We start from the raw sequence: 18983 nt of genomic DNA, 5'->3' as shown, positions 1-18983 counted from the left end.
AACCCGTTGTCCGCGTGCCCATGTCGTCTCACGCTCCGCCGTCGTTCCGGGCCGGTGAGCTGACCGACCCGAAGCTGTCCGCGGCGCTCAAGACCCTCGAGTTGACCGTGCGGCGCCGTCTCGACGGCGTGCTGCACGGCGACCATCAGGGGCTGATCCCCGGACCGGGGTCGGAACCGGGGGAGGCGCGGCTGTACCAGCCGGGTGACGATGTGCGGCAGATGGATTGGTCGGTGACCGCCCGCACCACCCATCCGCACGTGCGGCAGATGATCGCCGACCGCGAGCTCGAGACCTGGCTCGTGGTCGACCTGTCGTCCAGCCTGGATTTCGGCACCGGCCGGGTACACAAGCGCGACCTCGCGATCGCGGCCGCCGCGGCGATCACCCACCTCACCTCCGGTGGCGGCAACCGGATCGGCGCGGTCGTGGCGACCGGTCAGGACCTGGTACGCATCCCCGCTCGCAGCGGGCGAATGCACGCCCAGACCCTGCTGCGCGGCATCGCGACCACCCCGCACGCCCGCGACGGTGTGCGCGGTGATCTCAAGGCCGGGATCGAATCGCTGCGCCGTCCGCAACGCAAACGTGGTCTGGCCGTGGTGATCAGCGACTTCCTCGGTGACGTCGACTGGCAGCGTTCCCTGCGCGCGATCTCCGCCCGTCACGACATTCTCGCGGTGGAGGTGCTCGACCCGCTGGACATCGCGCTGCCCGACGGCGGCGACGTGGTGCTGCACGATCCCGAATCGGGCCGCACCCGCGAGTTCAGCGTCACCCCCACGCTGCGTGCCGATTTCGCGGCCGCGGCCGGAGCCCAGCGTGCGCAGGTGGCGCAGGCGCTGCGTAGCTGCGGCGCGCCGGTGCTCACCCTGCAGACCGATCGGGACTGGATCGCCGACGTGGTCCGGTTCGTGTCCACCCGGCGCCACAGCCTCGGCGCCCCGAGCGGGCGGGTGCCTCGCCAGTGAGTATTTCGCATTTCACGGCCGTTGCATGGCTCGGTTTCCTCGCGGTCGTCGCCCTGCTGGTGCTCGGCTATGTGCTGGTGCAGCGCGCCCGGCACAAGCGGATGCTGCAGTTCGGCAACATGGCCATCCTGGAGCGGGTCGCCCCCTCGCGGCCGAGTCCGATGCGCCACGCGCCGATCGCACTCATCCTGGTCGGCCTGGTGCTGCTGACCATCGCCGCCGCGGGCCCGACCGCCGTGCAGAAGGTGCCGCGCAACCGCGCGACTGTTGTTCTGGTGATGGATGTTTCGCTGTCGATGGAAGCCACCGACGTGGAGCCGGACCGGCTGCAGGTCGCGCAGAAGGCCGGTAAGGATTTCGTCGACGGGCTGACGCCCGGTATCAACCTCGGCTTCGTCACGTTCGCGGGCACGGCCTCGGTGATGGTGTCGCCGACGACCAACCGCGAGGCGGTGAAGCACTCGATCGACAACATCAAGCTGGCCGAGCGCACCGCCACCGGCGAGGGCGTCCTCACCGCGCTGCAGTCGATCGACACCCTGGCCGCCGTGCTCGGTGGCGCCGAGACGCCCCCGCCGGCGCGGGTGGTGCTGATGTCGGACGGCAAGCAGACCGTGCCCGACGACAAGGACGTCGACAACCCGCGCCACGGCTTCACCGCCGCGCGCCTGGCCAAGAACAAGGGCATCCCGGTCTCGACGATCTCCTTCGGCACCGAATGGGGCACGGTCGAGATCCCGGATTCCGACGGCAAGGGTTCACAGCGGGTGAAGGTCCCGGTCGACAACGACTCGTTGCGCGAGATCGCCGAGCTGTCCGGCGGCGATTTCTACACCGCCTCGTCGCTGGCCGAACTCACCGCGGTCTACGACACCCTCGAGGAACAGATCGGCTACGAGACCACGCGGGGCGACGCGAGCAGGCCATGGCTGCTGCTCGGCATGCTGGCCATCGCGGCGGGAGTCGTGGTCAGTTTGCTCTATCGTCAACGCCTGCCCTAGCTCCCCACGCCCCGCGTTGTGAGCTGTCGCAACGGCGCGACCCTGACGCGGGGCGCACGAATCGGAACAGATAGGTTGGACCCTATGTCGAACGTCACATCACGGTCGGTCCTGGTCACCGGCGGTAACCGCGGTATCGGTCTCGCCGTTGCGCAGCGTCTGCAGGCCGACGGCCACAAGGTCGCCGTCACCCATCGTGGATCGGGGGTGCCCGAGGGTCTGTTCGGCGTGAAATGCGATGTCACCGACAGTGATTCGATCGACCGCGCGTTCACGGAGGTCGAGGCGCATCAGGGACCTGTCGAGGTCATCGTGGCCAACGCGGGCATCGTGGACAACACGCTGTTCATGCGTATGAGCGAGGACTCCTTCACCAAGGTCATCGATGCCAACCTGACCGGGGCATGGCGAGCCGCCCAGCGCGCCAATCGCAATATGTTGAAGGGCCGCTGGGGCCGGGTCATCTTCCTGGGGTCGGTCGTCGGTCAGATCGGCGCGCCTGGCCAGGTCAACTACGCGGCGGCGAAGGCGGGTCTCGTCGGTATGGCGCGCGCGATCACCCGTGAGGTGGGCAAGCGCAACATCACCGCGAATGTGGTGGCGCCCGGCCTGATCGACACCGACATGACCCGCGAGGACATGACCCCGGAGATGCGCAAGGCCGCGCTGGAGTTCATCCCCGCAGGCCGGATCGGCCAGGCAGAGGATGTCGCCGCGGCGATCAGCTTCCTCGCCTCCGACGATGCGTCCTACATCTCCGGTGCGATTATCCCGGTCGACGGCGGCATGGGTATGGGTCACTGACCCGCTAACGGACCGCACCGCGCCACCGACAAGGTGGCAGCACCCCACACTGATCTCAGGAGAACCGAAAACTCATGGGCGGACTGCTCGAAGGTAAGACCATCCTGGTCACCGGCATCATCACCGACTCGTCGATCGCGTTCCACGCGGCCGCGATAGCGCAGGAGCAGGGCGCGAGGGTGATCATCACCGGTATCCCCGACCGCCTGCGGCTCATCGACCGCATCGCCAAGCGGCTGCCGCAGGAAGTGCCGCCTGCCATCGGCCTCGACGTGACCAACGAAGAGGACCTGGCCGCGCTCACCGAGAAGCTGCGTGAGCTGGCGCCCGAGGGCATCGACGGCGCGCTGCACTCCATCGCGTTCGCGCCGCGGTCGATCATGGGACCCGGCGCGCTGCCGTTCCTCGAGGGTCCGGGCCCCGATGTCGCCAAGTCGTTCGAGATCTCCGCGTGGAGCTACGCCTCGCTCGCGCGCGCCGTGCTCCCCGTCATGAACGAGGGCGGCTCGCTCGTCGGCATGGACTTCGATCCGCGCGTGGCGATGCCGTACTACAACTGGATGGGCGTGTCGAAGGCCGCGCTGGAGTCGGTGAACCGCTATGTGGCGCGTGAGGTCGGCGCCGCCAAGAAGGTGCGCTCGAACCTGATCGCCGCGGGCCCGATCAAGACCCTCGCGGCCAAGGCCATCGCGGGCACCGCGACCGACGACGCCAAGCAGCTCGTCCAGCTCGACCAGTACTGGGACGGCGCGTCGCCGATCGGCTGGGACGGCAACGACCCGCGCGCGGTCGGCAAGTCGATCGTGGCGCTGCTCTCGGATTGGCTGCCCGCCACCACCGGCTCGATCATCTACGTCGACGGCGGCGCCAGCCACAACATGTGGTTCCCGGAGAACATGTCCCTGAGCTGATGCCGGACGCCCTGCTGCTGCTGTCCTTCGGTGGCCCCGAAGGCCCCGAGGACGTGATCCCCTTCCTGGAGAACGTCACTCGGGGCCGCGGGGTGCCTCCGGAGCGCCTCGCCGAGGTCGCGCAGCACTACCTGCATTTCGGCGGTGTCTCGCCGATCAACGCGTTGAATCGGCAGATCATCGCCGCGCTCGAGGCCGACCTCGCCGCCGCCGGGATGGAGCTGCCGGTCTATTTCGGCAATCGCAACTGGCACCCCATGGTCTCCGACACTGTCGCGCGGATGACCGCTGACGGCGTGCGCTCGGCACTGGTCTTCACGACCTCGGCGTGGGGTGGATATTCCGGTTGCCGCCAGTACGACGAGGACATCAGCCGAGCCCGCGCGGCGGTGGGTGACAGCGCCCCCGAACTCGTGAAGCTGCGTCAGTACTTCGACCATCCGCTGCTGATCGAGTCCTTCGCCGACGCGATCACCGCTGCGGTGCAACAGATTCCGGCCGATCGGCGGGCCGGTGTTCGCCTCGTATTCACCGCCCATTCCATCCCCGTCGCCGCCGACATTGCCGCGGGCCCGCCCGCTGACGGTGGCCGCCTCTACAGCCGACAGGTCGCCGAAGCCGCCCGATTGTGTGCCGCGGCAACAGGTTTCGCCGACTACGACGTGGTGTGGCAGTCGCGGTCGGGCCCACCGCAGGTGCCGTGGCTCGAACCCGACATCGTCGACCACCTGGATGTGTTGCACGGCAAGGGCATCGACGCCGTGGTGGTGTGCCCGGTCGGCTTCGTCTCCGATCACCTCGAGGTGATCTGGGACCTCGACAACGAAGCGTCGGCCCGCGCCGCCGAACTCGGCATGGCTTTCGCGCGCGCCGCGACCCCCGGCACCGATCCGCGGTTCGCCCGGATGATCGTCGAACTGATCGCCGAACGCGTGAGCGCCGGTCCGGTCCGTGAACTGGGTGAAGTCGCTGGTTACGGCTGCACGGTCGACGGTGCCCTGTGCGCGCCCGGGTGCTGCGCACCGCCCGCGCGCCCCGTCCGGCGCTGAACACAACCGGATAACCATTCACCGGTAGTCCCCGGTTCGAGGAGTAGCCTTTTCACAGTTGCGCTCGACTGATCGGAGGATTTCCGATGATTTCGACACCGCCGCGCCGCGCCACCGGGCTCGCCCTGGTCCTGTCCGCCGCCGCCCTCGGCCTGACCGGGTGCGGCGAGTCCGGCTACGAGACCCAGCCTCCGCACCCCACCGAGCCCACGATCTCGCAAGCTTCGGTCCAGGAACTGTGCGGCATTCTCGACGGCCAGAAGGGGACATGGAAGGCGCTCGGCCCGCCGGTCGCACGGGTGGCGTTCACCGGCGCGATGAAGTTGTGGACTGTGAACGACACCGTCGCCAACGCCGCCATCTCCTACAACCGCCGCATCGTCGACACCGTCACCATCCGCACCTGCCCGCAGGTCCGCGACGCCACGATGAAGTCGCTCGATGTTCCGGACCTGAAGGCCGCCCTCGGCGGATTCTGAACCGGCACTTCCCACTTGGCGCCGTCGCTGCGTTAGCATCGCCGCGGACCTTCGCCCGAAGGTTCGATGACGCTACGGGGAGGGCCCGATGAGCTATGTCGATGTGACGGTGACCGCACTATCCGGGGGAGGTGGTCTGTTCGTCGGCGAACGCGTACTCGCGGGCGACGCGGCGACAGTGCTGGCCCGTCGTGGGGGTGGCAGCGGCACGAGCGTCGGGATCGGCGTGCCGGACTGGGTCTGGTACCTCATCATCGGCGTGATCGTGCTCATCGTCCTCATCGTGCTGATCCGCAAGTTCAGCGGTGGGTCGAATCAGGGTGCGCCCCACCAGATGCCGCCACAGCAGCTGGCGCAGCAGCCGTACCCGGCGCAGTATCAGCAGCCCTATCCGCAGCAGCACCCATCGGCTCCCGGCTACCCGCAGGCGCAGTATCCGCCGCAGTATCCGCAGGGCCACTATCCCCAGCCGTATCCGCAGCAACAGCCGTATCCGCAGCAACAGCCGTACCCGCAGCAGCAGCCGTACCCGCAGCAGGCGCCGTACCCGTACCCCCAGCAGCCGCAGTACCAGCAGCCGTACCGGCGCTGACGAATCGGCCTCCGCCGGGTCCGGCGATGCCCGCTGGACTTCGGCGACGGCGCATGACTCGCACCGGCGAGGGCACCTTCGCCGGTGCCGAGCGGAAGACTCGGTCGGCTACGTGTCGCGGCGGGCGGCGGCGTGGACCGCGACGAGGCGGGCTTCGCGGATCGTGTTCCACAGTGGGCGCAGCAGGGATTCGTGCGCGCCGAGCGCGGTAGCCGAGGTGGGCGAGGACGCCGGCTCGTGCTGGGCGACGGTGAGGATCGCGGCCACATGATCTGCGGTATCGAGAATTCGCTTGGCACGCAACGGAATCGAGTCCGGGTACGCGTGGCGAGAGTAGGCCGCGAGCTGCGCCTCGATCTGCTCGCGCGGATCGTCGTCGCCGTTGCCGACCGCGGTGGTGTGCAGTCGCATCAGGGCGTCGGCGGCGTCGCGGACCGATTCGCGCATCGTGTATTCGGCCTCGCCGAGCGACATGTCGTGCCCGGCGACGCGGGGGAGGTCTACGCCGTAGACGGTCCACTGCAGCGTGTCGTCATCGTCCCACTGCGGGATCAGGCCGGTGCCGGGCTCGCCGGGAACACCGAGCAGCAGGCCTTCCTCGGCGTCGATCGCGTCGGCCGCGAAGGCGGAGCCGACGGGCAGCCCGCGCACATCACCCGGCGCGGGCAGGACCAGACGCAACTGCGCGCCGGCCGGGGCCATCGCCTCGCGGATCACCTTGAGCAGTGGCATGGCGCCGGTGCCCGCTTCGCCGCGTGCGGTCCACGGCAGATCCGTGCGTCCGCCGGTGACCGGGTCGCCCGCCGCGATGGTGTGGCGCGGTGCCCAGGCGTGCAGTGCCTCCAGCAGGTCGTCGGGCGCGCTGGTACCGGCCAGCCAGGAGCCGGCCCACAGCGTCAGCGTGGCACTGGGAGAGCACATAATCATCGAGCATAAAGGTTCGCCCGGCTTCGCGTGCGCGCACTGAGTGCTCGAACACGGCCCACTTGACCTGCTGCGCGTCAGTCCGGCTCGGTCACGAAGTCGATGAGTCGTTCGACGGCGCCGATGAGTGGGGGTTCCAGATCCCGGAACGAGTCGACCGCATCGTAGACACGGCGCCAGCCCTGCTGCGGTGTTCCCCAACCCAGCCGCGCGCAGATTCCGGTCTTCCAATCCTCGCCTCGTGGCACCGACGGCCAGGCCTCGATGCCGAGTGCGGCGGGCCGCACGGCCTGCCAGACATCGATGTAGGGATGGCCGGTGACCAGCACGTGCGGGCCGAGGCCGGTGGTCAGGTGCGTCTCCTTCGAGCCGGTCACCAGGTGGTCGACGAGCACGCCGACCCGCGCGCCCCGGCCTGGCTCGAACTCGGTGAGCCGGGCGCCGAGATTGTCGAGGCCCTCGAGATGTTCGACGACCACACCCTCCACCCGCAGGTCGTGGCCCCACACCCGCTCGACGAGGGCCGCGTCGTGCACGCCCTCCACCCAGATCCGGCTGGTCCGCGCGACTCGTGCGCGCACACCCTCGACCCGGGTGGAACCCGACGCCGACCGTGCCGGTTGCTTCGGCGCGGTCGTGCTGGGTTTGGTCAGCGTGACCGGTTTCCCGTCGATCAGGAACGCGGCCTCGCGCATCGCGAACAACCGCACCGCCCCGCGCGCGTCCTCCAGTTTCACGAACTCGCCGTCGTAGCTGCGATCGAAACCGACTACGGCACCGCAGAATCCGCTCGCCGCGTCCTCCACCACCAGGTCGCGTTCGGCGCTCACCGTCGGCACCGGCTTCTTCTTGGTCCGATCATGTCCGGAATAGATGTCGCCGTAGCTGTCTCGTGCACTCACGTCCCCGAAACTACCGCGCGCAGAAGGCAGCGCTAAGCACCGCCGCACCGTGACCGGCGATCACGCGAGGCCGCCCGTAAACCGGTCATCACGGCTAGGCTGGCAGGGTGGCCGCAATAGTCTGGCTGATCGCGGGCATTGTTCTCGCGGCGGCGGAAATGCTCACCGGCGATCTCATGCTGCTCACGCTGGGCGTGGCCGCACTCGGCACCGCGGGCGTGAGCGCCGCGACCGATCTGCCGATCTGGGGCGACGCGTTGGTGTTCGCCGCGATGGCAGGCGTGCTGTTTCTCGGGGTGCGCCCGCTGCTGCGCCGCAAGTTCGGTACGCCGCCGCCCACTCCGACGAATGCCGATGCGCTGCCGGGCAAGTCGGCGCTGGTGCTCGAGCAGGTCGCGGAGTATTCGGGTCAGGTCAAGCTCGGTGGCGAGGTCTGGACCGCGCGTCCGCTCGACCCGAGTGAAGTGTACGAAGCCGGTGTGACTGTCTATGTGATGAAGATCGATGGCGCGACCGCCGTCGTCTGGAAGGGTCCCTAGCAATGGTTGCCTTGATCGTGGCCGCCGTCCTCGTCCTGTTGGTCGTGGTGGTGGTGTTCAAATCGATCGCCCTCGTTCCGCAGGCCGAGGCGGCGGTGATCGAACGGCTCGGGCGTTACTCGCGCACCGTGTCCGGTCAGCTGACGTTCCTCGTCCCGTTCGCCGATCGTGTCCGCGCGAAGGTGGACCTGCGCGAGCGGGTCGTATCGTTCCCGCCGCAGCCGGTGATCACCCAGGACAACCTCACCCTGCAGATCGACTCGGTGGTGTATTTCCAGGTCACCAGCCCGCAGGCCGCCGTCTACGAGATCAGCAACTACATCGCCGCGGTCGAGCAGCTCACCGTCACCACCCTGCGCAACGTGGTCGGTGGCATGACCCTCGAAGAGACGCTGACCTCGCGCGATCAGATCAACAACCAGTTGCGCGGTGTACTCGACGAGGCCACCGGCCGCTGGGGCCTCCGGGTGGCCCGGGTGGAGCTCAAGTCCATCGATCCGCCGCCGTCGATCCAGGAATCGATGGAGAAGCAGATGAAGGCCGATCGCGAGAAGCGCGCGACGATCCTCACCGCCGAAGGTAACCGCGAAGCGCAGATCAAGACCGCCGAGGGCGCCAAGCAGGCGGCGATCCTGACCGCCGAGGGCGGTAAACAGTCCTCGATCCTGTCGGCCGAGGGCGAACGCCAGAGCCGCATCCTGCGCGCCCAGGGTGAACGCGCCGCCTCCTACCTGCAGGCTCAGGGTCAGGCGAAGGCGATCGAGAAGGTCTTCGCCGCCATCAAGAACGGCAAGCCGACCCCGGAACTGCTTGCGTACCAATACATGCAGACGCTGCCGATGGTCGCCAAGGGCGACGCGAACAAGGTGTGGCTGGTGCCGTCCGATTTCGGCAAGGCACTCGAAGGGTTCGCCCAGAACTTCGCCACCAAGGGCGAGGACGGTGTGTTCCGCTACGAGCCGTCCGCCGATGAAGCACCGGTGAAGATCGAAGACGATTCCGACGTGGCCGACTGGTTCGAAACCGCCTCTGACCCGAAAATCGCCGAAGCCGTCCGCGCCGCCGAAGCCACCGCCCGCACCCCGGTCGAAGGGTTCGACACACCGGTACCTCGCCCGAAAACCTCCGTGGCCAAGGGGGACCCGGAACTGCCGACCCCACCCCCGATCGCCCCGCAGGAACAGCCGGCTCCCCGCCCCGACGACCCGTACGGTCGCCCCTGGCAGCCGCCGCAACACGGCTGATCCGGTAGAGAACTAGCAGAAACGGCCCCGAGTTTTCGGGGCCGTTTCTGTTGTGCGGCAAGCTTGTCATTGCGGCATGAAAGACGTTGTGTTGGTTGACAATTAGCCGAGCTGCTGGGATGGTGGTCCCCACCTTCGGCGGGGATCCGATTCGGTTCGTGATATCCGCAGAACAGTGAATCGGGGCAGTTTTGTGGTGAATTCTCTCGTCGGGCGATTGATGACGCGCGACATCGGACGCAGTCCCACCAGGAGTCTGCACCACCCCGTGCTGGTCATCGAAGGCGCTCGCGGATGCGGCAAAACAGGAGTGATCGACGAACTGGAGCGGGAGCTGGCCGGCCAGCAGATTCCGCGTGCGCGTATCGATTTCGAACAGTTGCACCAGGCCACGGTTCCCGAAGTGTTGTTCGGCGTTGCCTTTCAGCTGGCGCGGATCAGTGAGCCCTACGGTTCGTTCGAGTTTCCGTTGCTCACGATCGGTGCGCTGGCGATGACAGCCTCGCTGTCTCCCGGTCGTCCGGAATCGCGTGCGGTGCTGCGTAAGAAGCTCGAAACGAAAGTCGATCTGGCCGATATGCACGAGGTCTTTCGGACGTCGGCCGGTGAGCTCGCACCTCTGCTCGGCGGTGCGCTGATGCCCTCGCCCGTCTCGCCCTTTCTCGGACTGCTCGCACAGCTCGGGGTCGACTGGACGATGCGGGCCGTCCGGCGGGCGAAAGCCCTCTCGCCCGAGTGGTACGGCCATCGTGATCAGGGCCATGCCGATGACCCGCTCGACGTCCTCGTCGACCTGCATCAGTGGGCGGCGACCGACCAGATGGCGTCGGTCAACGAACTGTTGTGGTCCGCGTTCCTGGCTGACTTGCGCAACAATTTCAGGTCGTCGTTCCGGGCGGGTGCGATGACGCTGAATTGCGTTGTGCTGCTGGACAACGCGGACACGATACTCGGGCAGGAGTTCGTCAACGGATTGGTCGACGCCCGGCGCGCCCGCCCGGCCTCCGGGGAGATCGCGACCGATCCTTTGACGGCTGTGGTCACCAGTCGAGGCGGTCTGCTCACCGCCCACACCCAGCGTTTGGTCGAATTCGACGCGTCGCTGGGCAACCGCGAGCTCACCTTCGACGCCCAACGGCGCCCCCACCTGTGGTGTCGGTACAAGCTGCCGGACCTGGATGAAGACGACACCCGCCGGATCGTCTCCACCTTGCGGCCCGTGCTGCCCGGCGGCGCCGTGCCGATCGGCAACCATCAAATGACCGCCATGCTGTTCGGTCTGCTCGCCGGTCATCGAGCATCGACCGGGTTGTTCGTCGCGGCCCTGCGTGAACGGCCGCTCGCCGAGGGGGAATCCCTGGCCCTGACGCTCGACCGGCTGGAGCCGGGCAACGGCAGTCAGCCCGTCCGGCTGGAAGACAAACTGCGCGCTCAACTGCTCGCGGGATTCCCCGAGGAGGCCTACGCGGATCTGGTGACGTGCGCGGCGGCGCGCACCTACCAGCATGCCGCGCTGCTCGCCACCGGGAGCGGGTTCCTGACCAGCGATCTCGCCTATCTGCGCGATATCGCCGCGGTGCTGTGGCCGGAATCGGGCGGGGCGGGGCCCGCAGTCCTGCGCAGGCTCCTGCTGCGGCAACTCGCGGACCGAACCGGTGGCGGTGCGCCCGGCTGGCCGGCGGTCTTCGAATGGCTGCGCGGACGATCCCAGCGGTTGCAGGACGAGTCCGGCGGCACCGATCACCGCGAGGACATCCTGTATTACACGATGGCCGCGGGCGATATCGACACCGTGTGCGCTGCCCTGCGCACCGAGCTGGTCGAATCCGGCGAGACAGCCGCGGGGGTTCGGCTGTTGCACGCGGTCGCCGCCGCAACGCGCCGCGCCGTCGACCCGGACGTCTCGCCGATGCACCAGGTGGACAACGCGCTCGCCGCCCAGTCAGATCCGGATCCCCTGACCCGGTTGGTGATCGAGCAGTCCGTTGTCCTCGATCCGTTCATTTCCAATGTCCGCCGCACCCTGCATCGGCAGATCGCCGTCCATTTCGACAGCGTCGCCGGCACGGTGCGCGGAGACCCAGGGCCGCTGTTCACCGCGGCGGACCACCATCACCGGAACGCCGAGCTGTGGAGTTGATGAGCTGATGAGCGCCGACCACGACAATGACGGCCCGGGTATCGAGCTTCCCCGGATCCTGGACTGGCGGACGAGATTTCGGCTCTGGGCAGCGCGGCAGTGGCCGAAACTCGCCGTCGGTCTCGTTGTCGCCCTGGTGGCGGGCTACGCCGTATATCGCGTGTGGCCCGAGAACACCTGTGGTGCATCGGATTCCGGTGTGCAGGAAATCGACGGCCAATGTGTCGGAGTCACCGACGGCACCTACGCCTTCCACGAATCCCTGGCCGGCGTCCAGCGCAAGATCGCGGAGGAGAACGCACGGGTGAGCGGGTCGGGACACACCGTGACCGTCGCGCTGCTCGACTCGCTGACCGTCGACAAGACCTCGGCGATCACCCTCGAGATGGTCCGCAATGAACTCGAGGGCGCCTACACCGCGCAGTACCGGATCAACCACACCAAAGCGGTCGGCGACCAGCAGCCGCTGGTCAAACTCGTGCTGGCAAATTGGGGCAGCCATCAGCTGCAGTGGGAGCCGGTGGTCGGGCAACTCGAGGCGATGGTCGGTGGTCCGGAACCGCTGGTCGCCGTCACCGGATTGCGTGTCTCCACCGTGCAGACCGAATTGGCGGCCCAGCGCCTTGCTCAGCGCAGCATTCCGATCGTGAGTTCGATCGCCACCGCCGATCAACTCAATTACGGCGCGATTCGCGGTTTCGTCCGGGCATCGCCACCCAATCTCGAGTACGCCGAGGCGCTCCACGGCTATCTGGGCAACCATCCCGACCTGGAGTCGGCAATGCTGGTGTACGACCTGAATTCTGATCTCAACCCGGACCCGGAGGCGACGCAGGGCACGGATCTGTTCACCAAGTCGCTGCGCGACGACATGAACGCGCGGTTGGCCGACCTGATCAAATATCCCCCGCAGGGCTATGTGGGCCTGTACGGGCAGACCGCGGCGAGCCCCAACCTGTTCTCCAATATCGTGCAGAATGTCTGTGCGGTGAAGCCCGAAGTAGTTGCCTTCGCGGGACGGGTCGTCGATTTCAGCAGTTTCCTCGAGTCGATGTTCAACCGGGTGTGCCCGGATTCGCCGATCACCATTGTCGCCGCAGGCGCCGATTTCGGTGTCCTCGACCTCCGTGCCGAGGAGGCGGTGCTGCGCGCGAAGAACATTCGCGTCGTCTATGCGACAGAGACCGATCCGCAGGGCTGGATACAGAATTCGCCGAGCACACCGCCGTTCTTCCGGGAATTCCACGAACAGTTCCAGCAGTTGGGTTTCGCGTCGGTGAACCTCAACGACGGCGGCGCCATCGCCACCCACGACGCGATTCTCATCGCGGCGAAAGCGGCCCGCCTGTCGGCCCGCGCCCAGTCCGACTACACGATGCCGACCCACCTCGACGTGCTCAACCAGATGCTCAATCTGAACAGCCTCGACGAAGTGCCCGGCGCGGGCGGCCAATTGAGTTTCAGCTATCGCGGCGAGAACAGCGGCAACCCGAGCAACAAACCGGTCCCGGTGATCGAGATACCGTCCGCCGCGATCGCCAACACGGCGGAGGTCCACCGCACGAAGTGAATCGCGGCGCGACGTAGATCTCAGTGCGGACCGGTTTCGCGCTCGCCCCGGCGCGCGCTTTCGGCCACCGTGACACCTTCACCCGTCTGTTCCGCACCGCGGACCTCTTCGGGCTGTCGATGCGCAGCGGTACCCGGGTGCGGTTCGCGACCGGCGGTGTGATCGGCAACGCGTTGCTGCTGGCCTTCCTCACCTCCGGCCCGGAGCTGACGCGATGAGCCACACCCGGCTGCTCGACGGCTGGCGGCTGGTCCGGCTACCGGCGATCCTGGGTGCGATCTACCTCGCGCTGCACTGGATTCTCGCGGCCGTGTCCGCGCGCCACGGGTTCGGTTCGCCCGACGGTGTCGGTATCGGCTTCTCGATCCTTGTAGTGGCGCTGGTAGCGCTGCGCATCGTGCTGATGGTTGTCGTACCTGCTGTTCTCGCCTACCGCGTAGTGCTGTGGTTGCAGGCCCACCTGCCACGGCGTGACGACGCAGGCAGCAGTGTGCCGCCCGCCCGGTGAATCAGTGGGGGAGCGGGAGGAGTTCGACGAGGGTGCCTCGGCCGGTGCCGGGTGGGAGGACGGCCAGGGCTTGGGAGGGGATGAGGCCGGCCAGGTGGGGCGTGTGGGCGGGGCCGGTGCTGCGCCAGACGCCGCCGGGGTGTTGCTGGACACCGACCAGGCGGGTCGCGTCGCCTTCCATGACGCCCGCGTCGGAGAGCCGGCCCCACATCGTGGGGCCGGGGGTGCGCAGGGTGAGGGCATCGACGATGGCCGGGCCGACGGCCAGGAGGGCGGCGACAGCGGCGAAGGGGTTGCCGGGCAGGCCGAGCAGGACGCGGCCGTCGGGAAGTTGGGCCACCAGGGTGGAGCCGCCGGGGCGGATCGCGATGCGTTCGACGATGATGCGAGCGCCGAGGTCGGCGAGCAGGGTGCGCAGGTGGTCGGCGGCGCCGCGGCCGGTGGCGCCGACCATGACGACCAGATCAGCGTGTGATTTCAGGGTGAGCCAGGACCGTAGGAGATCTTTGCTGTCGGCGAGGTGCCACAGGCCGGTGCTCTCGATGTCGCAGCAGCGCAAGAACTCTGGCATGACCGGGCCGAGGGAGTCGCGAGTTTCACCGGGCTCGAGCGGGCCGACGGCGCGGATCTCGTCGCCGGTCATCACCACGTCGGCGCGCAAAGGCCCACGCACAGTGACGGTTTCGGCTTCGGAGCTCAGTGCTGCCGAGGCGAGTGCCGCCGAGACGCGGGCACCGGCGCCGGCCAATTCTGTTCCGCTGTGCCAGTGTTCGCCTTGGCGGCGGGTGTCGTCGCGGACGGGCGCGCCGGGCGCGCGCATCACCACCGGTTTGCCGGACACGGTGGTCATCACGATGTGTTCGTCGCGCAGGGTCGCCGTGGTGCCCAACGGGGTCGCCGCGCCGGTCGCGATGCGGACCGCTTCGCCGGGCGCGAGGACCACCGAACAGCCCCGTCCGGCATAGCTGACCTGCTGGTGCAGGCGCCACCATGGTCCAGGGCCCGCGACCGCGTAGCCGTCCATGGCGGCAGTGTCCACGCGCGGCAGGGGAGTGCCCGCCGACAGCGGCACGGCCAGGGTCGCCCCGACGGCCTCGGCCACGGGTCGCTCGCGCACCGGGATCGGCTCGAGGTCCGCGGCTATCTGCGCGCGCACCAGAGCCAGCCCACAGTGCACCACCGGAACTACGCCCACCCGTGCGCTCGTCACCACGTCTCGCCTTCTACCTCACCTGTCACCGACTCTGCGACTCATCGTGCGCACCACCGATTGCCTGCGATTTTCTTGGCAGTTGCCTCGCGATGACGTTGTGCTCACGACAGCGCGGGTCCGGCGGTGCGCAGTCGGGGTTCAGGCTTCGGCGAGCGAATTCGCGAGTTCGGCGGCGCGGTCGGCGATGGCGGTGCCGAGTTCGGCGGTCGTGGCGGTGCCGCCGAGGTCCGGTGTGCGGACCTTGCCCGCGGCGAGCACATCGCAGACCGCCCGGTCGACGGCGGCAGCCGCGGCGTGCTCGCCGAGGTGGGACAGGAGCATGGCGCCCGCGAGGATCTGGGCGACGGGGTCGGCGATGCCGAGGCCCGCGATGTCGGGCGCGCTACCGTGCACGGCCTCGAACATCGACGGCGTGTCCGCGGCGGGGTTGATGTTGCCCGAGGGCGCGAGGCCGAGTCCGCCGGTGACAGCCGCGGCGAGGTCGGAGAGGATGTCGCCGAAGAGGTTCGAGCCGACGATCACGTCGAGACGGTCGGGGTGCAGCACGATTTCGGCGGCGAGGGCGTCGACGTGCATCTGCCGCGTCTGTACCGCGGGATATTCGGCGGCGATGCGCTCGAAGATGCTGTCCCAGTACGGCATCGAGTGAATAAGGCCGTTCGATTTCGTCGCCGAACACAGCTTTCCCGAGCGCTCGGCGGCGCGGTCGAAGGCGTAGCGGATGATCCGCTCGCAGCCGGTGCGGGTGAACACCGATTCCTGCAGCACGAATTCGTCCGGCCTGCCGGGGTTGTGGATGCCGCCGATCTCGGAGTACTCGCCCTCGGAGTTCTCGCGCACGATGAGAAGGTCGAGGTCCTCGGCGGTGCGGTCGCTCAGCGCCGATTCGGTGCCGGGCAGCAGCCGCACCGGCCGCAGGTTGACGTACTGGCCGAAGGCGCGCCGCAGCGGAATCAGCAAGCCCCACAGGGAGATGTGGTCGGGCACCCCGGGGAATCCGACGGCGCCCAACAGGATCGCGTCGAACTCCGCCAGCTGCTCAGCTCCGTCGGTGGGCATCATCGCACCGGTCCGCAGATAGTTCTCACAGGACCAGTCGAACTCGGTCCAGCTGATACCAGGCAGGACCCGGTCGAGCACCTTCACCGCCTCGACGGTCACGTCGACGCCGATTCCGTCGCCCGGAATGGTCGCGATCCGGTATGTGCGCACGCTGTCTCCCTAAACCTTGACGCCGATGTATTTGGACTCGAGGAATTCGTCGATCCCGGTGAAACCGCCCTCGCGCCCGAGTCCGGATTCCTTCACCCCGCCGAACGGTGCGGCCGGATTGGAGACCACGCCCTGGTTCAGGCCGACCATTCCCGTTTCGAGAGCTTCGCAGACGCGAAGTCCACGCCGCAGGTTCTCGGTGAATACGTAGGCGACCAGCCCGTAGGGGGTGTCGTTGGCGCGGGTGATCGCCTCGTCCTCGGTGTCGAACGTGCCGATCGCCGCGACGGGTCCGAAGATCTCGGTGTGGCACAGCTCGGCATCGTCGGGGACGCCGGTGAGCACGGTCGCCGGGTAGAACGTGCCGGGTCCGTCGATCGCGGTGCCACCGAGCCGCACCTCGGCGCCGCGCCGGCGGGCATCGGCCACGAGCTGCTCGACCTTGGCGACGGCATCGTCGTCGATCAGCGGACCGACGACGACGCCCGGTTCGGTGCCACGGCCCATCGGCAACGCCGCCATCCGCGCGGCCAGTCCCTCGGCGAACGCGTCAGCGATATCGCGCTGCACCAGAATCCGGTTCGCGGCCGTGCAAGCCTGGCCGATATTGCGCATCTTGGCGGACAAGGCGCCCTCGATCGCCTCGTCGAGATCGGCGTCGTCGAACACCAGCAGCGGCGCGTTGCCGCCGAGTTCCATCGAGGTCCGCATGACGGTGCGGGCACACTGTTCGAGCAGGAGTTTCCCGATCGCGGTCGACCCGGTGAAGGAGAGTTTGCGGGAACGCGGATCGGCGATCAGCGGTGTCATCAGCGCGCCGGGGTCGGCGGTGGTCACCACATTGACCACACCGGCAGGCACACCGGCATCGGCCAGGATCGCCGCGAGCGCCAGCATCGAAAGCGGTGTCTGCTCAGCGGGTTTCACCACGCAGGTGCACCCCGCGGCCAGCGCGGGCGCGATCTTGCGGGCGCCCATCGCCATCGGGAAATTCCACGGCGTGATGAGCAGGCTCGGCCCCACCGGTTGCTTCGTCACCAGAAACCGTGAACCTCCCGTCGGCGCGGGCATGTATCCGCCGTCGAGGCGAACGGCTTCCTCGGCGAACCAGCGGAAGAACTCGGCCGCATAGGCGATTTCGCCGCGCGCTTCCGTCAGCGGCTTGCCCATCTCGAGGGTCATGATCAGGGCGAGGCGCTCGGTGTCGGCGAGTAGCGCGTGGTGGGCGCGCATCAGGATGTCGCTGCGGGTGCGTGCCGGGGTGTTCGCCCAGCCCGACTGGGCCTCGGCCGCGGCGGTGAGGGCGTCGATTCCGTCGGCCGGGGTCGCGTCGGCCACCGCGCACAGTGTCGCGCCGGTCGCGGGATCGAGGACGGGCAGCGCCGCGGGGGAGTCGAGCCAGCGGCCGCCGATGAACAACCCCGTCGGGACGCTGTCGATCGCGGCGCGCTCGGCGGCGCTCAGATGTTCGAGCGGTTGTGCGCCGCTCTCGGACTCGGCTGTGAGCAGCCCTCGTGCCTCGTTCATACGGTGCCTGCCTCCCGACGCGGTGAATCACCCATTGCTGTGAACCCTCCCGCCATGTTATGCATATTGTCAACAATCCGACAATGGACAATCTGGGGAGTCTTTGATGACCGAGCTGTCTCCCGTCCTGAAGCAGGCCACGCCCGTCCACGTCGATCACGGCGCAGGCTGCTACCTCTACGACACCGACGGTCGCCGCTACCTGGATTTCACCGCCGGGATCGGCGTCACCAGCACCGGGCACTGTCATCCCACCGTGGTCGCGGCCGCGCAGGCCCAGGTCGGCAAGCTGATCCACGGTCAGTACACGACGGTGATGCACCGGCCGCTGCTGGAACTCATCGAGCGTCTCGGCGCCGTGCTGCCCGCGGGCCTGGATTCTCTGTTCTTCGCCAATTCCGGCAGTGAGGCGGTCGAGGCGGCGCTGCGGCTGGTCCGGCAAGCCACCGGGCGCCCGAACGTGATCGTCTTCCACGGCGGTTTCCACGGTCGTACCGTCGCCGCCGCGACCATGACGACCTCGGGGACCCGGTTCTCGGCGGGTTTCAGCCCGCTGATGCCGGGTGTGCACGTGGCACCTTTTCCGACCGCGTTCCGCTACGGCTGGAGCGAGGAGGAAGCCACCGACTTCGCGCTGCGTGAGCTCGACTATCTGTTCGCTACCCTCACCTCGCCTGCGGAGACCGCCGCGTTCATCGTCGAGCCGGTGCTCGGCGAGGGCGGGTACATCCCCGGCAACACCCGGTTCTTCCAAGGGCTGCGTGAGCGGGCCGACCGGCACGGCATTCTGCTGGTCTTCGACGAGATCCAGACAGGGTTCGGCCGGACCGGAAAGTTCTTCGGCCACCAGCACTTCGACGTTCGACCCGACGTGATCACCATCGCCAAGGGCTTGGCCAGTGGTTTCCCGCTGTCGGGTATCGCGGCGTCGCGGGAGTTGATGGCGAAGGCCTGGCCGGGGTCCCAGGGTGGCACGTACGGCGGCAACGCGGTGGCCTGTGCCGCCGCTGTCGCGACACTCGAGGTGATCGAGGCCGAGGGGCTCGTCGACAACGCCGCCGTGCGCGGCGCGCAGTTGCTCAGCGGCGTCGACAAGCTCGCGACGAAAGCGATCGGGGACGTCCGCGGCCTCGGCCTGCTCGTCGGCGCCGAGTTCACCACGCCGACAGGCGAACCCGACACCGCGACGGCATCGGCCGCGCAGAAGGCGGCCGTCGACAAGGGACTGTTGCTGCTCACCTGCGGTGCCCACATGAACGTGGTGCGCATGATCCCGCCGCTGATCGTCACCGAGACCCAGGTCGAGGATGCGCTGGCGATCTGGTCAGAGGTTCTCGCCGAGCTGTAGTCCTCGGTCGTGGTCCCACCCGGAGCGCGGGTGGGACCACGCACCGAAC

General features: G+C 68.1%; 19 protein-coding genes. 14 read left to right on the top strand and 5 right to left on the bottom strand.

Annotated features, from left to right (window positions below; genetic code table 11):
* Positions 1-20: 20 nt before the first annotated feature.
* The 7 genes from ACQHI0_RS15975 to ACQHI0_RS15945 all read left to right on the top strand — a co-directional run bounded on the left by ACQHI0_RS15975 (position 21) and on the right by ACQHI0_RS15945 (position 5807).
* A complete protein-coding gene (locus ACQHI0_RS15975; RefSeq protein WP_427908727.1) occupies positions 21-971 on the top strand; it encodes a DUF58 domain-containing protein in 951 nt (316 codons plus the stop codon).
* Positions 968-1972, top strand: a complete 1005-nt coding sequence (locus tag ACQHI0_RS15970) for a VWA domain-containing protein (RefSeq protein ID WP_427908726.1) — start codon at positions 968-970, stop codon at positions 1970-1972. The genes ACQHI0_RS15975 and ACQHI0_RS15970 overlap by 4 nt, the downstream gene beginning before the upstream one ends.
* Positions 1973-2056: 84 nt before the next feature.
* Positions 2057-2776 (top strand): 3-oxoacyl-ACP reductase FabG1, encoded by a 720-nt coding sequence (fabG1, locus tag ACQHI0_RS15965; RefSeq protein ID WP_427908725.1) that lies wholly within the window; start codon positions 2057-2059, stop codon positions 2774-2776.
* Between the two features lie 74 nt (positions 2777-2850).
* Positions 2851-3687: an NADH-dependent enoyl-ACP reductase InhA gene (gene inhA / locus ACQHI0_RS15960; RefSeq protein WP_266290283.1), complete on the top strand. Its 837-nt coding sequence runs from the start codon at positions 2851-2853 to the stop codon at positions 3685-3687.
* Positions 3687-4736, top strand: a complete 1050-nt coding sequence (locus ACQHI0_RS15955) for a ferrochelatase (protein ID WP_427908724.1) — start codon at positions 3687-3689, stop codon at positions 4734-4736. Before inhA ends, ACQHI0_RS15955 begins: the two co-directional genes overlap by 1 nt.
* Positions 4737-4822: 86 nt before the next feature.
* Positions 4823-5215: a hypothetical protein gene (locus ACQHI0_RS15950; protein ID WP_427908723.1), complete on the top strand. Its 393-nt coding sequence runs from the start codon at positions 4823-4825 to the stop codon at positions 5213-5215.
* 88 nt (positions 5216-5303) lie between these two features.
* Complete coding sequence (locus ACQHI0_RS15945) at positions 5304-5807, top strand: hypothetical protein (protein WP_427908722.1); 504 nt, start codon at positions 5304-5306, stop codon at positions 5805-5807.
* A 108-nt stretch (positions 5808-5915) separates the two neighbouring features.
* On the opposite strand, the gene ACQHI0_RS15940 is transcribed toward ACQHI0_RS15945, so the two are convergent.
* Positions 5916-6728 carry a hypothetical protein gene (locus tag ACQHI0_RS15940; protein WP_427908721.1) on the bottom strand — a complete coding sequence of 271 codons (813 nt, stop codon included), beginning with the start codon at positions 6726-6728 and terminating at the stop codon, positions 5916-5918.
* A gap of 80 nt (positions 6729-6808) precedes the next feature.
* Entirely contained in the window at positions 6809-7633 is an 825-nt protein-coding gene (locus ACQHI0_RS15935; RefSeq protein WP_427908720.1) for a DUF3097 domain-containing protein, read from the bottom strand.
* Between the two features lie 107 nt (positions 7634-7740).
* Between ACQHI0_RS15935 and ACQHI0_RS15930 the strand changes: the two genes are divergently transcribed.
* From ACQHI0_RS15930 to ACQHI0_RS15905, 6 genes are all read left to right on the top strand, one after another.
* Positions 7741-8172: an NfeD family protein gene (locus ACQHI0_RS15930; RefSeq protein ID WP_427908719.1), complete on the top strand. Its 432-nt coding sequence runs from the start codon at positions 7741-7743 to the stop codon at positions 8170-8172.
* Between the two features lie 2 nt (positions 8173-8174).
* Positions 8175-9416 carry an SPFH domain-containing protein gene (locus ACQHI0_RS15925; protein WP_427908718.1) on the top strand — a complete coding sequence of 414 codons (1242 nt, stop codon included), beginning with the start codon at positions 8175-8177 and terminating at the stop codon, positions 9414-9416.
* Positions 9417-9612: 196 nt separating this feature from the next.
* Positions 9613-11556 (top strand): hypothetical protein, encoded by a 1944-nt coding sequence (locus tag ACQHI0_RS15920; protein ID WP_427908717.1) that lies wholly within the window; start codon positions 9613-9615, stop codon positions 11554-11556.
* Positions 11557-11563: 7 nt separating this feature from the next.
* Entirely contained in the window at positions 11564-13126 is a 1563-nt protein-coding gene (locus ACQHI0_RS15915) for an ABC transporter substrate-binding protein (protein ID WP_427908716.1), read from the top strand.
* A 23-nt stretch (positions 13127-13149) separates the two neighbouring features.
* Positions 13150-13344, top strand: a complete 195-nt coding sequence (locus ACQHI0_RS15910; RefSeq protein WP_427908715.1) for a hypothetical protein — start codon at positions 13150-13152, stop codon at positions 13342-13344.
* Positions 13341-13634 carry a hypothetical protein gene (locus tag ACQHI0_RS15905; protein WP_427908714.1) on the top strand — a complete coding sequence of 98 codons (294 nt, stop codon included), beginning with the start codon at positions 13341-13343 and terminating at the stop codon, positions 13632-13634. The genes ACQHI0_RS15910 and ACQHI0_RS15905 overlap by 4 nt, the downstream gene beginning before the upstream one ends.
* A gap of 1 nt (position 13635) precedes the next feature.
* On the opposite strand, the gene ACQHI0_RS15900 is transcribed toward ACQHI0_RS15905, so the two are convergent.
* From ACQHI0_RS15900 to ACQHI0_RS15890, 3 genes are all read right to left on the bottom strand, one after another.
* Complete coding sequence (locus ACQHI0_RS15900; protein WP_427908713.1) at positions 13636-14844, bottom strand: molybdopterin-binding protein; 1209 nt, start codon at positions 14842-14844, stop codon at positions 13636-13638.
* A gap of 141 nt (positions 14845-14985) precedes the next feature.
* Positions 14986-16059, bottom strand: a complete 1074-nt coding sequence (locus ACQHI0_RS15895) for a tartrate dehydrogenase (protein ID WP_427908712.1) — start codon at positions 16057-16059, stop codon at positions 14986-14988.
* A gap of 9 nt (positions 16060-16068) precedes the next feature.
* Positions 16069-17586 (bottom strand): NAD-dependent succinate-semialdehyde dehydrogenase, encoded by a 1518-nt coding sequence (locus ACQHI0_RS15890; RefSeq protein ID WP_427908711.1) that lies wholly within the window; start codon positions 17584-17586, stop codon positions 16069-16071.
* A gap of 106 nt (positions 17587-17692) precedes the next feature.
* Between ACQHI0_RS15890 and ACQHI0_RS15885 the strand changes: the two genes are divergently transcribed.
* On the top strand, positions 17693-18934 hold the full coding sequence (locus ACQHI0_RS15885) for an aspartate aminotransferase family protein (RefSeq protein ID WP_427908710.1): 1242 nt from the start codon (positions 17693-17695) through the stop codon (positions 18932-18934).
* The last annotated feature ends 49 nt before the right edge of the window (positions 18935-18983 follow it).

The sequence above is a fragment of the Nocardia sp. FBN12 genome, from assembly GCF_050320175.1.
GTDB lineage: Bacteria > Actinomycetota > Actinomycetes > Mycobacteriales > Mycobacteriaceae > Nocardia.
The sequence above is the reverse complement of the archived record's forward strand: the minus strand, read 5'-3'. Positions and strand labels throughout refer to the sequence as shown.

What these genes read in the sequence shown, in the direction of transcription:
- ACQHI0_RS15925 (WP_427908718.1), top strand. Translation starts at nt 8,175, where the DNA reads ATGGTTGCCTTGATCGTGGCCGCCGTCCTCGTCCTGTTGGTCGTGGTG.
- inhA (WP_266290283.1), top strand. Translation starts at nt 2,851, where the DNA reads ATGGGCGGACTGCTCGAAGGTAAGACCATCCTGGTCACCGGCATCATC.
- ACQHI0_RS15885 (WP_427908710.1), top strand. Translation starts at nt 17,693, where the DNA reads ATGACCGAGCTGTCTCCCGTCCTGAAGCAGGCCACGCCCGTCCACGTC.
- ACQHI0_RS15915 (WP_427908716.1), top strand. Translation starts at nt 11,564, where the DNA reads ATGAGCGCCGACCACGACAATGACGGCCCGGGTATCGAGCTTCCCCGG.
- ACQHI0_RS15905 (WP_427908714.1), top strand. Translation starts at nt 13,341, where the DNA reads ATGAGCCACACCCGGCTGCTCGACGGCTGGCGGCTGGTCCGGCTACCG.
- fabG1 (WP_427908725.1), top strand. Translation starts at nt 2,057, where the DNA reads ATGTCGAACGTCACATCACGGTCGGTCCTGGTCACCGGCGGTAACCGC.
- ACQHI0_RS15955 (WP_427908724.1), top strand. Translation starts at nt 3,687, where the DNA reads ATGCCGGACGCCCTGCTGCTGCTGTCCTTCGGTGGCCCCGAAGGCCCC.
- ACQHI0_RS15950 (WP_427908723.1), top strand. Translation starts at nt 4,823, where the DNA reads ATGATTTCGACACCGCCGCGCCGCGCCACCGGGCTCGCCCTGGTCCTG.
- ACQHI0_RS15945 (WP_427908722.1), top strand. Translation starts at nt 5,304, where the DNA reads ATGAGCTATGTCGATGTGACGGTGACCGCACTATCCGGGGGAGGTGGT.
- ACQHI0_RS15890 (WP_427908711.1), bottom strand. Translation starts at nt 17,586, where the DNA reads ATGAACGAGGCACGAGGGCTGCTCACAGCCGAGTCCGAGAGCGGCGCA.
- ACQHI0_RS15975 (WP_427908727.1), top strand. Translation starts at nt 21, where the DNA reads ATGTCGTCTCACGCTCCGCCGTCGTTCCGGGCCGGTGAGCTGACCGAC.
- ACQHI0_RS15940 (WP_427908721.1), bottom strand. Translation starts at nt 6,728, where the DNA reads ATGTGCTCTCCCAGTGCCACGCTGACGCTGTGGGCCGGCTCCTGGCTG.